Below are 13,236 nucleotides of genomic sequence, written 5' to 3' on the forward strand. Positions count from 1 at the left end.
CCAATAATGATTCCCGATGAAGTGAGGAGGTACATTATGAAGAGGTCTACCGCACGTCAGTTTTATCAGCAGTACTTTTCAGCGACAAAAGGAACGTCCTGGCTGGCCCGTCAGTGTGCTGAGCAACGGCTGAAAATGTTAGAAGAACTGATGCAGTGGGACGTTACGAAACCGACCTCTTCTCGCTAACTCGCCTCGATCATGTGTGACTGAGTATTGGTGCTTATCACCCGCCAGCAAAATGTTTTTTGCTGGCTTTTTTCGTTTATTCTTTCACCCAATTTCGATTCGCTTTCACAAGGACTTGCAGATGCTCTGGTTAATGACGATGGGGCGACGCCTGAACGGCGTGTATGCCGCTTTTATGCTGGTGGCCTTTATGATGGGCGTGGCGGGGGCGCTGCAGGCACCGACGCTGAGTCTTTTTCTCAGCCGGGAGGTGGGGGCGCAGCCGTTTTGGGTCGGCCTGTTTTATACCGTGAACGCCATCGCCGGGATCCTGGTGAGCCTGGGGCTGGCGAAACGATCCGACAGCCAGGGCGATCGCCGCAAGTTGATCCTATTTTGTTGCGCCATGGCTGTGGGTAACGCGCTGCTGTTTGCCTTTAATCGTCACTACCTGACGCTGATCACCTGCGGCGTGCTGCTGGCTTCACTGGCGAATACCGCCATGCCGCAGCTGTTCGCGCTGGCCCGGGAATATGCCGACAATTCGGCGCGGGAAGTAGTGATGTTTAGCTCGGTGATGCGTGCGCAGCTCTCTCTTGCATGGGTCATTGGTCCGCCGTTGGCCTTTATGCTGGCGTTGAATTACGGTTTTACCGCCATGTTTTCCATCGCTGCGGGGATTTTTGCCATTAGCCTGGCACTGATTGCCTTTGTGCTGCCGTCAGTGGCGCGTGTCGAACAGACAGCGGATAAACCGATTACTCAGGTGAGCGGCTGGCAGGATAAAAACGTCCGTATACTGTTTATCGCCTCCACGCTGATGTGGACCTGCAACACCATGTATATCATCGATATGCCGCTATGGATCAGCAGCGATCTGGGTCTGCCGGATAAGCTCGCGGGGATCTTAATGGGGACGGCCGCCGGGCTGGAAATTCCGGCGATGATTCTGGCGGGATACTACGTCAAAGATCTCGGGAAACGCCGGATGATGCTGATAGCCGTAGCGGCCGGAGTGCTTTTTTACCTGGGGCTGATTTTCTTCCATTCACGAGAGGCGTTGCTGGCGCTGCAGCTGTTTAATGCTGTGTTTATTGGGATCGTGGCCGGGATAGGGATGCTCTGGTTCCAGGATTTAATGCCCGGGCGGGCGGGGTCGGCGACCACACTCTTTACCAACAGTATCTCTACGGGGGTAATTCTGGCGGGGGTGATTCAGGGGGCGTTGTCGCAAAGCTATGGACATGGGTCGGTGTACTGGATGATTGCACTAACGTCGATTGTCACGCTGATGCTGACCTGGCGCGTAAAAGACGTCTGATTCTGGAAGGCGCCTTCACGAAATGAAACGATTTTCTGACAGAGTTTAAGAAGACAAATAGAGTGCGTGGCGGGTGCCTGAGGCTGTTTGCCTCAGGCTTTCGCAAGAGGCAAACAGTGGAGAGTCCCACATCAAAAAACTGATGGGGAGACCAACTTCACAACCAACATTGCGAGGTTAGTCTCTTCATTGCCGAAAAGCAATAAGGAGGCTGGAATGCCAAAACGTACTCTGCTGTTAGGTTTGTTTCTGATCTGTACAACGCTGTTGATCTTCACCTGGATGGTGCGTGATTCACTGTGTGAACTGCATTTCAGACAGGAGAAAACAGAGCTGGCAGCAGTGTTGGCTTACGAAGCAAAACGTTAGCGGTATGGGCGGGGAAAGTTCCCCGCCTCTCCAGAGTGGTTGAGCCTCAACGCACCCTTATCAATGGCCCGCATCGTGCGGGCCATTGCCTTTAGCCCATAAACGCAGGCTGTTTTTTCTCGTACGCGGAGATGGCGTCTTCATGCTGAAGCGTCAGGCCAATGCTGTCCAGACCGTTCAGCATGCAGTGGCGACGGAAGGCATCGATGCTGAAGCTGTAGGTTTTATCCCCGGCTTTCACCACTTCTGCTTCCAGATCCACTTCAAACGACATGCCCGGATTTGCCTTAACCAGCGCGAACAATTCATCCACTTGCTCGTCACTCAGCGTCACCGGCAGCAGCTGGTTGTTGAAGCTGTTGCCGTAGAAGATATCCGCAAAGCTCGGGGCGATCACCACTTTAAAGCCGTAATCGGTAAGCGCCCATGGTGCGTGCTCACGTGAGGAGCCGCAGCCAAAGTTTTCCCGTGCAAGCAGAATGGAGGCGCCTTTATATTCCGGGAAATTCAGCACAAATTCCGGGTCAGGTACCTGGCCTTTATCATCCAGAAAACGCCAGTCGTTAAACAGATGAGCACCAAATCCGGTGCGGGTGACCTTCTGCAAAAATTGCTTCGGGATGATCGCATCAGTATCGACGTTAGCGGCGTCCAGAGGGACAACCCGGCCTGTATGTTGGGTAAATTTCTCTGCCATGATTGTCTCCTTATTTCAGGCTGCGAATATCGGCGAAATGGCCGGTAACTGCCGCAGCGGCGGCCATCGCCGGGCTGACCAGGTGGGTGCGTCCACCGCGGCCCTGACGTCCTTCAAAGTTACGGTTACTGGTGGAGGCACAACGTTCGCCCGGATTCAGGCGGTCATTGTTCATGGCCAGACACATGGAGCAGCCAGGCAAGCGCCACTCGAAGCCTGCTTCGATAAAGATCTTATCCAGGCCTTCGGCTTCCGCCTGCGCTTTTACCGGGCCGGAGCCTGGCACAACCAGCGCCTGTACGCCGGGTGCCACTTTACGGCCTTTGGCGATTTCCGCCGCAGCGCGTAAATCTTCGATACGCGAGTTGGTGCAGGAGCCGATAAAGACTTTGTCGATGGTCACATCGGTCAACGGCACACCGGGTTTGAGACCCATATACGCCAGCGCTTTTTCAGCACTGGCGCGTTCGACCGGATCGGTAAATGAGGCCGGATCGGGAATGGTGTCATTCACGGAAATGACCTGACCCGGATTGGTTCCCCAGGTCACCTGCGGGGCAATCTCCTCCGCCTGCAGGGTAACAACGGTATCAAAAACCGCGTCATCATCGGTTTTCAGGGTTTTCCAGTACGCGACGGCGTCAGCGTAATCCTGACCTTTTGGTGCGTGCAGACGCCCTTTTACATAGTTGAAGGTGGTTTCATCCGGTGCCACCAGACCTGCTTTGGCCCCCATCTCGATGGCCATATTGCACAGAGTCATACGACCTTCCATGCTCAGCGCCTGAATAGCGTCACCGCAGAACTCAACTACGTGCCCGGTGCCGCCGGCACTGCCCGTTTTACCGATGATGGCCAGCACGATGTCTTTCGCGGTGATCCCCGGCGCGGCTTTGCCTTTCACTTCAATCTTCATGGTTTTGGCTCGGCCCTGTTTCAGGGTCTGCGTAGCCAGAACATGCTCAACTTCAGAGGTGCCAATACCGAACGCCAGTGCACCAAACGCGCCGTGCGTTGCGGTATGGGAGTCGCCGCAGACGATGGTCATGCCGGGCAGGGTGATCCCCTGCTCAGGCCCCATCACGTGAACGATACCCTGATACGGATGGTTCAGATCGTAGAGCTCGACGCCAAACTCGTTACAGTTCTTGATCAATTCCTGCATCTGGATACGCGCCATTTCGCCCGACGCATTGATATCTTTGGTCTGGGTGGAAACGTTGTGATCCATTGTCGCGAAGGTTTTACCCGGCTGACGTACCGGGCGTTTGTGCGCACGCAGCCCATCAAATGCCTGTGGGGAGGTCACTTCGTGTACCAGATGCCTGTCGATATAGAGCAGCGGGGTTTCGTTTGGTGCCTCGTAGACAACGTGTGCATCAAATAATTTTTCATATAACGTCTTCGCCATGATTACACCCCTTCAGCGACATAGCGGGCAATGATGTCACCCATTTCATCGGTACTGACTGCCGCCGTGCCGCGTGCTAAATCACCGGTACGGACGCCTTCTTCTAACGCGCGATTAATGGCGTTCTCAATTGCGGTTGCCGCATCGCCTGCATCCAGGCTGTAGCGCAGCAGCAGAGCCAGGGAGAGGATCTGCGCAATCGGGTTAGCAATGTTTTTACCTGCGATATCCGGCGCGGAGCCGCCAGCAGGCTCGTACAGGCCAAAGCCTTCTTCGTTCAGGCTCGCTGATGGCAGCATGCCCATGGAGCCGGTGATCATCGCGCACTCATCCGAGAGGATATCGCCGAACAGGTTGGAGCACAGCAGCACGTCAAACTGGGACGGATCTTTAATCAGCTGCATTGTCGCGTTGTCGATGTACATATGCGACAGCTCAACGTCAGGATAATGCTTAGCAACTTCGCTGACGATCTCACGCCATAAGATGGAAGACTGCAGCACATTCGCTTTGTCGATAGAGGTCACTTTATGGCGGCGTTTGCGTGCAGACTCAAAAGCGATATGGGCGATACGTTCAATTTCGAAACGGTGATAGACCTCGGTGTCGAACGCTTTTTCATGCTGGCCGCTGCCTTCACGGCCTTTTGGCTGACCGAAATAGATCCCGCCGGTCAGCTCACGCACGCACAGAATGTCGAAGCCGTTAGCGGCGATATCCGCGCGCAGCGGGCAGAACTCTTCCAGACCCTGATACAGTTTAGCCGGACGCAGGTTACTGAACAGCTTGAAATGTTTACGCAGCGGCAGCAACGCGCCGCGCTCTGGCTGCTCTGCGGGTGGTAGGTGTTCCCATTTCGGGCCACCCACGGAACCAAACAGGACTGCATCGGCGTTCTCGCAACCCTCTACCGTTGCTTTTGGCAGCGGCGTACCGTGATTATCGATAGCAATACCGCCCACGTCGTAGTGGCTGGTGGTAATTTTCATCGCAAAACGCGAGCGAACGGCTTCCAGTACTTTCAGCGCCTGTGCCATCACTTCCGGGCCAATACCGTCACCCGGCAACACAGCAATATGGTAATTCTTCGACATTACACGGTTTCCTTGTTGTTCTCTTTATTCTGAGCTTTGCGTTGCAACTCTTTTTCGACTTCAGCGGCGCGCCAGATATTGTTCAGGACATGCACCATCGCTTTCGCAGAGGATTCGACGATATCGGTCGCCAGACCCACGCCGTGGAAGCGACGGCCGTTATAATTGACCACGATATCCACCTGACCGAGTGCATCTTTGCCATGGCCTTTGGCCGTCAGGTCATATTTGACCAGCTCCACGTCGTATTCGGTGACGCGGTTAATCGCCTGGTAGATAGCATCGACAGGACCATTGCCGTTTGCCGCTTCCGCTTTTATCTCATCCCCGCAGGCCAGCTTGATGGATGCCGTGGCGATATCGCTGGAGCCGGACTGCACGCTGAAGTAATCCAGACGGAAATGCTCTGGCTCTTCCTGCTGCTTATTAATGAAGGCCAGTGCTTCCAGGTCATAGTCGAACACCTGACCTTTTTTGTCGGCCAGCTTCAGGAACGCGTCGTACAGCTGATCCATGTTGTAATCGCTGTCCTTGTAACCCATCTCTTCCATACGATGTTTCACTGCCGCACGGCCGGAGCGGGAGGTCAGATTCAACTGAACCTGGTTCAGACCGATCGATTCCGGGGTCATGATTTCGTAGTTTTCGCGGTTTTTCAGTACGCCATCCTGGTGGATACCGGAAGAGTGCGCGAATGCGCCGGTACCGACAATCGCCTTGTTGGCGGGGATCGGCATGTTGCAAATCTGGCTGACGGTCTGGCTGGTACGCCAGATTTCATTGTGATTGATGCGGGTGTGCACGTTCATGATGTCTTTGCGCACTTTGATCGCCATGATCACTTCTTCCAGGGAACAGTTGCCTGCGCGTTCCCCGATACCGTTCATCGCACCTTCTACCTGACGGGCACCGGCGTGAACAGCGGCGATGGCGTTGCCGACGGCCAGGCCTAAATCGTCGTGGGTATGAACAGAGATAATTGCCTTATCAATGTTTGGCACACGATCATACAAGCCAGTAATGATGTTGGAGAACTCAAACGGCATGGTGTAGCCGACGGTGTCCGGGATGTTGATGGTTTTGGCCCCGGCATTAATGGCGGCTTCCACCACGCGCGCCAGATCCTCAATTGGCGTGCGGCCAGCGTCTTCACATGAGAATTCAACATCATCCGTGTAGTTGCGCGCGCGTTTGACCATGTAGACCGCGCGCTCAATCACCTCGTCGAGGGTGCTGCGCAACTTGGTGGCAATGTGCATGGGGGAGGTGGCAATAAAAGTATGAATACGGAATGCTTCAGCCACTTTCAGTGACTCGGCGGCAACGTCGATGTCTTTCTCAACGCAACGTGCCAGACCACAGACGCGGCTGTTTTTGATGGTACGGGCGATGGTCTGTACCGATTCGAAATCACCCGGAGAAGAGACCGGGAAACCCACCTCCATCACGTCGACACCCATACGTTCGAGAGCCAGCGCAATCTGCAGCTTCTCTTTCACACTCAGGCTCGCCTGTAATGCCTGTTCACCGTCACGTAAAGTGGTATCAAAAATAATGACTTGCTGGCTCATGGGTTAGGTCCTTGTCAGTCTTAGGGCGCCTTGCTACGAGCATAAAAAAACCCGCGCAGTGGCGCGGGTTTTTAGTCTTACTGGTGACGATTCAACGCTGAATTTCGCCCGCCAGTCTACCGCGCACAGAGGATGCGTTTAGTAGTAGTAGACCGGTGAAACGAATGGTGCGAATCATGAATCGTGCTCCGTTAAATTCAATATGCTTTTAGTGGTACTGGATATGGGGGTTGATGTCAACCCCTGACAACAAAAACGACCCCGATCGCACGATGTTCCAGAGAATTTTATTTAGCTAATTGTGCTGGTTTTTATCTTTCATGCCTTTTGAAAAGTCTATTTTTGGACTGGAGATTCATCTCCGGAACGATTTAAATATAATTAGTATCAATTCAACATACGTCTGTAATGGATTAGCCCTGAGAAGAATTGTTTTTAATTTCATTGAGTTATTAGTGCTGCAAATAAAAATGCAGTAAATAAAGCGTGAGCAATGATGCGAGTTTGTTAATTGTTTGGCATGGCTCACGTGAATAGTTTAATAATACTTAAGTTATCATTAACCGAAGGGCGATTGTGTATTTGTCTTGATTATGGTTTCATGCAAACCATAATGTCATTGATATCATTTATGCGGAATTTCATCTCACCATCAATGACCTGGGCGAAGTCACCCTTTTGATGATGCGCTCTTTATATTTTCCGAATTTTAAACAATTCTCTTTCGCTGGTTGTATCTGCATGGTAAATCATATTTTTCGAAATTATTACTGTAATTTGGCAAAGGGAGTTTAGCGTGACAGTGGAGCCAGGAGTGCCAGAAAATAATATTAATCAACCTCAGGGTTATAATGGGGTTAAACCTCAGTTACGCACCGTGGATCTCAATCTGTTGACCGTGTTTGACGCGGTGATGCAGGAACAGAATATCACGCGGGCAGCGCAGTCTCTGGGGATGTCGCAGCCTGCCGTCAGCAATGCGGTATCCCGGCTTAAAGTGATGTTTAATGACGAATTGTTTGTTCGTTATGGCAGAGGGATTCAACCCACGGCGCGTGCATTTCAGCTGTTTGGCTCTATCCGCCAGGCGTTACAGTTGGTGCAAAATGAGCTGCCGGGATCGGGTTTTGAGCCCTTAAGCAGTGAGCGTGTTTTCCATCTTTGTGTATGTAGCCCGTTAGATAATTATTTGACGTCCGTGATCTACAATAAAGTCGAAGAAATTGCGCCCAATATTCAACTGGTATTTAAATCTTCTCTTAATCAGAACACAGAACATCAGCTTCGGTATCAGGAAACAGAATTCGTTCTGGGATACGAAGAGTTCCGTCGTCCGGAATTTTCCTGTGTACCGCTGTTTAAAGATGAAATGGTACTGGTCGCCAGCAAAAAACATCCACGAATGAATATGCCGCTGCGCGAAAGTGATGTTTATAACGAGCAGCACGCTGTTGTTGCCCTCGACCGATACGCCTCATTTAGTTTGCCGTGGTATGACACTGCGGATAAACAGGCGAGCGTGGCTTATCAGGGAATGGCCATGGTCAGCGTCTTAAATGTGGTTTCCCAGACCCATCTGGTCGCTATTGCCCCGCGTTGGCTGGCGGAGGAGTTTTCGGAACCCTTAAATCTGCAAATCCTGCCGTTGCCACTCAAACTCAATAGCCGTACGTGTTATCTTTCCTGGCATGAAGCCGCAGGCCGGGATAAAGGCCATCAGTGGATGGAAGAGCTGCTTATTAGCATTTGCCGCCGATAAGCGCGTCAGGATAAATCACATCGGCGTGTGTGGTTTATCCTGCGTATTTTTTCATTTGCGGTATTTTGTGCTGTTGTTATTTTTTCTGGCTGCTGCCAGCCTCGCAAAAATAGATGATTTCCTGAAAGGTTGCGCTTTTCAGCGATGATTTATCACCTCACGAACGAATCACAGTGGAATTAACCATATCCTCCCTTTAACGCTGCTTTTTGTGCTTTTGACCCCGTTTGCCGCGTCCTGTTTGCTAATTGCCTGCCTCAAAACGAGCGGTTAAGGTAACGATCACTCTGCAATATATAAGATTGGTTCATCACGATCGTAAGACGGTGTGGAAATGAATTCTGCAGTTCGTCTATAACAAAATGCCTGGAGGCAAAGCATGGAGATGTTGTCTGGCGCGGAAATGGTCGTCCGATCGTTAATCGATCAGGGCGTTAAGCAGGTGTTCGGCTACCCTGGAGGCGCAGTTCTGGATATTTATGATGCGCTTCATACGGTAGGCGGCATTGACCATGTTTTGGTGCGCCACGAGCAGGCGGCGGTGCACATGGCTGACGGGCTGGCGCGTGCGACGGGTGAAGTGGGCGTGGTATTGGTCACCTCCGGCCCCGGCGCGACGAATGCAATTACCGGCATTGCGACAGCCTATATGGACTCCATCCCGCTGGTCATTCTATCCGGGCAGGTCGCAACGTCACTGATTGGCTACGATGCATTTCAGGAGTGCGACATGGTGGGGATTTCACGCCCCGTTGTGAAGCACAGTTTCCTGGTGAAGCAAACTGAAGACATTCCCGGCGTACTGAAAAAAGCCTTCTGGCTGGCAGCCAGTGGGCGGCCTGGTCCTGTGGTGGTCGATCTGCCTAAAGATATTCTTAACCCGGCAAACAAGCTGCCGTATGTCTGGCCGGAAACGGTAAGCATGCGCTCCTACAACCCAACGACACAGGGCCACAAAGGCCAGATCAAACGTGCGTTACACACGCTTCTGGCTGCGAAAAAGCCGGTGGTCTATGTCGGCGGCGGCGCGGTTAACTCAGCCTGTGAAGCGCAACTGCGTGAGCTGATCGAAAAATTGAATCTTCCTGTCGCCTCGTCACTGATGGGACTGGGCGCCTTCCCGGCAACGCACCGCCAGGCTCTGGGTATGTTGGGCATGCACGGTACCTATGAAGCCAACATGACGATGCATCATTCGGATGTGATCTTTGCCGTTGGCGTGCGCTTTGACGATCGCACGACCAACAATCTGGCGAAGTACTGCCCGAACGCCACCGTGCTGCATATTGATATCGATCCTACGTCTATTTCGAAAACGGTGCCGGCGGATGTGCCGATTGTTGGGGATGCGCGACAGGTTCTGGAGCAAATGCTGGATCTGCTATCGCAGGAAACCCCTTCACAACCGTTGGATGAGATCCGCGACTGGTGGCAACAGATCGAGCAGTGGCGAGCACGTCAGTGTCTGAAATACGATACCCAAAGCGAAAACATTAAGCCGCAGGCGGTGATCGAAACCCTCTGGCGTCTGACGAAAGGTGAAGCCTATGTCACCTCTGATGTAGGTCAGCATCAGATGTTTGCCGCGCTTTATTATCCGTTTGATAAACCACGTCACTGGATCAACTCTGGTGGTCTGGGGACAATGGGCTTTGGGTTACCTGCCGCACTGGGGGTGAAGCTTGCGCTGCCGAATGAAACCGTCGTTTGCGTGACGGGAGACGGCAGCATTCAGATGAATATCCAGGAACTCTCCACCGCGTTGCAATATGAACTGCCGGTTCTGGTTCTGAACCTGAATAACGGTTATCTCGGTATGGTGAAGCAGTGGCAGGATATGATCTACTCTGGCCGCCATTCTCACTCCTACATGAAATCGCTGCCGGATTTTGTTCGTCTGGCCGAAGCCTATGGTCATGTCGGGATGCGGGTGACCGAGCCGGCAGAGCTGGAAGCGAAACTTGCTGAAGCGCTTGAACACGTCAAAAATAACCGCCTTGTTTTCATGGATGTCATTGTCGATGGCACAGAGCACGTTTATCCGATGCATATTCGCGGTGGTGGTATGGACGAAATGTGGTTAAGTAAAACGGAGAGAACCTGATATGCGCCGGATATTATCTGTATTACTGGAAAACGAGTCTGGCGCACTGTCACGCGTTATTGGACTCTTTGCACAACGCGGCTACAACATTGAGAGCCTGACCGTTGCCCCTACCGAGGATCCTACGCTGTCGCGCATGACGATTCAGACCGTCGGCGACGCCAAGGTGCTTGAGCAGATCGAGAAACAGTTACACAAACTTGTCGATGTTCTGCGCGTGAGCGAACTGGGGCAGGGGGCTTATGTAGAACGTGAGGTCATGCTGGTGAAAATTCAGGCCAGTGGTTACGGCCGTGAAGAGGTTAAACGCAACGCGGATATCTTCCGTGGGCAGATTATTGACGTTACCCCTTCTTTATATACGGTTCAGCTGGTGGGAACGAGTGACAAGCTGGATGCATTCCTGGCGTCCGTAAGGGATGTGGCAAAAATTGTCGAGGTTGCGCGGTCGGGCGTTGTCGGTCTTTCGCGCGGCGAGAAAATCATGCGTTAGCAGGTAATAAGGTTCGCCTCTTTCAGCCCGGTCACCAAAGCCGGGCTTTTTTTTGCGTAATACGCCGATAACACAGATAAAAGCGGTTGCCGCGAAAGCTATTCTGCGTTTAGATGTTAAAAGATTTAACCATAACCTTGACAGGGCCATGGACTCTTTTCTTTTTTTAAGGGGCAATTGTGAAACTGGATGAAATCGCCCGGCTAGCCGGCGTGTCACGAACTACGGCCAGCTATGTGATTAACGGTAAAGCAAAGCAGTACCGTGTCAGCGACAAAACCGTTGAGAAAGTCATGGCGGTGGTTCGTGAGCACAACTACCACCCGAATGCTGTCGCAGCGGGCTTACGTGCCGGGCGCACCCGATCGATTGGTCTGGTGATCCCCGATCTGGAAAACACCAGCTACACCCGCATCGCTAACTATCTTGAACGTCAGGCTCGCCAGCGTGGCTATCAGCTCCTGATTGCCTGCTCTGAAGATCAGCCTGATAACGAAATGCGCTGTATTGAGCATCTGCTCCAGCGTCAGGTTGATGCGATCATCGTTTCGACCTCCTTGCCACCCGAGCATCCCTTCTATCAACGCTGGGCGAACGATCCGTTCCCAATCGTTGCACTGGATCGCGCCCTGGACAGAGAGCATTTTACCAGTGTCGTCGGTGCCGATCAGGATGACGCGGAAATGCTGGCCGCGGAGCTGAGAACCTTCCCGGCTGAAACCGTGCTCTATCTTGGGGCGTTGCCTGAGCTCTCTGTGAGTTTCCTGCGTGAGCAAGGCTTCAGAACGGCATGGAAAGACGACCCGCGCGAGGTTCACTACCTTTATGCCAACAGTTATGAACGCGAAGCCGCTGCGCAGCTGTTCGAGAAATGGCTGGAGACGCACCCGATGCCTCAGGCGCTGTTCACCACTTCATTTGCGTTGCTGCAGGGGGTGATGGATGTCACTTTGCGTCGGGATGGTAAGCTGCCTTCCGATCTTGCTATCGCCACCTTCGGTGATAACGAACTGCTCGACTTCCTGCAATGTCCGGTCCTGGCCGTCGCGCAGCGCCATCGTGATGTGGCGGAGCGCGTGCTGGAGATCGTTCTCGCGAGCCTTGATGAACCACGTAAACCGAAGCCGGGGCTGACGCGCATCAAACGTAATCTCTACCGTCGCGGAATTTTAAGCCGCCATTAATGAAATGAGAGGGGGATAGCGAAAACTGTCCCCTCTTTTTTCTGGATAATTCTGTCAAATAATTCCCGGAGAAAAATTAGGACGATTCCTTAGGAATCAGAACCTGCTATTTTTTTTATTCTTTCAGGCGTTTTAAAATGCCTTTGAAAGAACATTTATACGATTTATAAAGCCTGTCTTTGTATTGTTTTGTTACAAAGCTGCCCGGTCGATGAATATTCAGACGTTTTTCCCCTGCTCCAGCATGCTTGCCTGCCAGCCGGTTCGTTCATTGCGCATTGTGGTGAATGTGGCGCTGTTATCCCCTGTGAATATGTCTTAAAATGCTGCCCGCGTCGCAAACTGACACTTTATATTTCGATGCGATGATATTGAGTGAGCCTTAACGCTAGTGTGCATATTCGGTTTTTTTCTTACAAATATTCATAACGTTAATTTTGCCTCGCCAGTTGTGCAGTTATTAACCAGGACTGTTTATCTCTGTAAATAGAGCCCTTTCGGGTTCGTATAGAGAGAGTCCTGGCTTGACAAGCTTTTCCCTCGCTCCGTAAACTCCTTTAGGTGGGAATTTGTGGGTTAAAGTGGTGAGGAGGGGTGAGACTGGCATGTTCCGTGGAGCAACGTTAGTCAATCTCGACAGTAAGGGGCGTTTATCGGTACCAACCCGATACCGCGACCAGCTGATCGAGAACGCTTCGGGTCAACTGGTTTGCACCATTGACATCAACTCCCCCTGCCTGCTGCTTTACCCTTTACCTGAATGGGAAATTATTGAGCAAAAGCTGTCGCGACTGTCGAGCATGAACCCGCAGGAACGCCGCGTGCAGCGGTTGTTATTGGGGCATGCCAGTGAGTGTCAGATGGATAGTGCAGGGCGATTACTGATTGCGCCCGTGCTGCGGCAGCATGCCGGTCTGACCAAAGAAGTGATGCTGGTCGGTCAGTTCAACAAGTTTGAACTGTGGGACGAAACGACCTGGTATCAACAGGTCAAGGAAGATATCGACGCTGAGCAGTCTGATTCCGCTACCTTGTCGGAACGGCTGCAGGACTTGTCTCTATAAA

Annotated in this window: 13 protein-coding genes; 8 read left to right on the forward strand and 5 right to left on the reverse strand. The window is 52.3% G+C overall.

Going from position 1 to position 13,236, the window contains the following annotated elements; all coding sequences use genetic code 11:
• The first annotated feature begins 36 nt into the window (after positions 1-36).
• The 3 genes from sgrT to AK59_RS0110210 all read left to right on the forward strand — a co-directional run bounded on the left by sgrT (position 37) and on the right by AK59_RS0110210 (position 1,858).
• A complete protein-coding gene (gene sgrT / locus AK59_RS01000000123660; protein WP_013095557.1) occupies positions 37-189 on the forward strand; it encodes a glucose uptake inhibitor SgrT in 153 nt (50 codons plus the stop codon).
• A gap of 121 nt (positions 190-310) precedes the next feature.
• Positions 311-1,489, forward strand: a complete 1,179-nt coding sequence (locus AK59_RS0110205; RefSeq protein WP_029882695.1) for a sugar efflux transporter — start codon at positions 311-313, stop codon at positions 1,487-1,489.
• Positions 1,490-1,705: 216 nt separating this feature from the next.
• Positions 1,706-1,858: a Hok/Gef family protein gene (locus tag AK59_RS0110210; protein ID WP_010427008.1), complete on the forward strand. Its 153-nt coding sequence runs from the start codon at positions 1,706-1,708 to the stop codon at positions 1,856-1,858.
• 91 nt (positions 1,859-1,949) lie between these two features.
• On the opposite strand, the gene leuD is transcribed toward AK59_RS0110210, so the two are convergent.
• The 5 genes from leuD to leuL all read right to left on the reverse strand — a co-directional run bounded on the left by leuD (position 1,950) and on the right by leuL (position 6,809).
• Positions 1,950-2,555: a 3-isopropylmalate dehydratase small subunit gene (gene leuD, locus AK59_RS0110215; RefSeq protein ID WP_013095559.1), complete on the reverse strand. Its 606-nt coding sequence runs from the start codon at positions 2,553-2,555 to the stop codon at positions 1,950-1,952.
• A 10-nt stretch (positions 2,556-2,565) separates the two neighbouring features.
• Entirely contained in the window at positions 2,566-3,966 is a 1,401-nt protein-coding gene (gene leuC, locus AK59_RS0110220) for a 3-isopropylmalate dehydratase large subunit (protein WP_013095560.1), read from the reverse strand.
• Positions 3,967-3,968: 2 nt separating this feature from the next.
• Positions 3,969-5,060, reverse strand: coding sequence for a 3-isopropylmalate dehydrogenase (leuB, locus tag AK59_RS0110225; RefSeq protein WP_013095561.1), 1,092 nt, complete (start codon positions 5,058-5,060; stop codon positions 3,969-3,971).
• On the reverse strand, positions 5,060-6,631 hold the full coding sequence (leuA, locus tag AK59_RS0110230; RefSeq protein WP_013095562.1) for a 2-isopropylmalate synthase: 1,572 nt from the start codon (positions 6,629-6,631) through the stop codon (positions 5,060-5,062). The genes leuB and leuA overlap by 1 nt, the downstream gene beginning before the upstream one ends.
• A gap of 91 nt (positions 6,632-6,722) precedes the next feature.
• Positions 6,723-6,809: a leu operon leader peptide gene (gene leuL / locus AK59_RS1000000125450; RefSeq protein ID WP_071830037.1), complete on the reverse strand. Its 87-nt coding sequence runs from the start codon at positions 6,807-6,809 to the stop codon at positions 6,723-6,725.
• Between the two features lie 636 nt (positions 6,810-7,445).
• Between leuL and leuO the strand changes: the two genes are divergently transcribed.
• From leuO to mraZ, 5 genes are all read left to right on the forward strand, one after another.
• The gene (gene leuO, locus AK59_RS0110235; protein WP_013095563.1) at positions 7,446-8,390 is read left to right on the forward strand and encodes a transcriptional regulator LeuO; all 945 of its coding nucleotides are present in this window, start codon (positions 7,446-7,448) and stop codon (positions 8,388-8,390) included.
• Positions 8,391-8,769: 379 nt separating this feature from the next.
• Positions 8,770-10,494: an acetolactate synthase 3 large subunit gene (gene ilvI, locus AK59_RS0110240; protein ID WP_013095564.1), complete on the forward strand. Its 1,725-nt coding sequence runs from the start codon at positions 8,770-8,772 to the stop codon at positions 10,492-10,494.
• Between the two features lies 1 nt (position 10,495).
• Positions 10,496-10,987 (forward strand): acetolactate synthase small subunit, encoded by a 492-nt coding sequence (gene ilvN / locus AK59_RS0110245; RefSeq protein ID WP_008501994.1) that lies wholly within the window; start codon positions 10,496-10,498, stop codon positions 10,985-10,987.
• Positions 10,988-11,166: 179 nt separating this feature from the next.
• On the forward strand, positions 11,167-12,171 hold the full coding sequence (gene cra, locus AK59_RS0110250) for a catabolite repressor/activator (RefSeq protein ID WP_013095565.1): 1,005 nt from the start codon (positions 11,167-11,169) through the stop codon (positions 12,169-12,171).
• Between the two features lie 605 nt (positions 12,172-12,776).
• Complete coding sequence (gene mraZ, locus AK59_RS0110255) at positions 12,777-13,235, forward strand: division/cell wall cluster transcriptional repressor MraZ (protein WP_014830641.1); 459 nt, start codon at positions 12,777-12,779, stop codon at positions 13,233-13,235.
• Position 13,236 lies beyond the last annotated feature (1 nt).

The sequence above is a fragment of the Enterobacter sp. T1-1 genome (genome assembly GCF_000710795.1).
Classification (GTDB): Bacteria; Pseudomonadota; Gammaproteobacteria; order Enterobacterales; family Enterobacteriaceae; genus Enterobacter; species Enterobacter cloacae.

Excerpts from the sequence above, each read along its gene's own strand:
- sgrT (WP_013095557.1), top strand. The coding sequence starts at position 37 with ATGAAGAGGTCTACCGCACGTCAGTTTTATCAGCAGTACTTTTCAGCG.
- leuB (WP_013095561.1), bottom strand. The coding sequence starts at position 5,060 with ATGTCGAAGAATTACCATATTGCTGTGTTGCCGGGTGACGGTATTGGC.
- leuD (WP_013095559.1), bottom strand. The coding sequence starts at position 2,555 with ATGGCAGAGAAATTTACCCAACATACAGGCCGGGTTGTCCCTCTGGAC.
- ilvI (WP_013095564.1), top strand. The coding sequence starts at position 8,770 with ATGGAGATGTTGTCTGGCGCGGAAATGGTCGTCCGATCGTTAATCGAT.
- ilvN (WP_008501994.1), top strand. The coding sequence starts at position 10,496 with ATGCGCCGGATATTATCTGTATTACTGGAAAACGAGTCTGGCGCACTG.
- AK59_RS0110205 (WP_029882695.1), top strand. The coding sequence starts at position 311 with ATGCTCTGGTTAATGACGATGGGGCGACGCCTGAACGGCGTGTATGCC.
- leuA (WP_013095562.1), bottom strand. The coding sequence starts at position 6,631 with ATGAGCCAGCAAGTCATTATTTTTGATACCACTTTACGTGACGGTGAA.
- leuC (WP_013095560.1), bottom strand. The coding sequence starts at position 3,966 with ATGGCGAAGACGTTATATGAAAAATTATTTGATGCACACGTTGTCTAC.
- AK59_RS0110210 (WP_010427008.1), top strand. The coding sequence starts at position 1,706 with ATGCCAAAACGTACTCTGCTGTTAGGTTTGTTTCTGATCTGTACAACG.
- leuL (WP_071830037.1), bottom strand. The coding sequence starts at position 6,809 with ATGATTCGCACCATTCGTTTCACCGGTCTACTACTACTAAACGCATCC.
- mraZ (WP_014830641.1), top strand. The coding sequence starts at position 12,777 with ATGTTCCGTGGAGCAACGTTAGTCAATCTCGACAGTAAGGGGCGTTTA.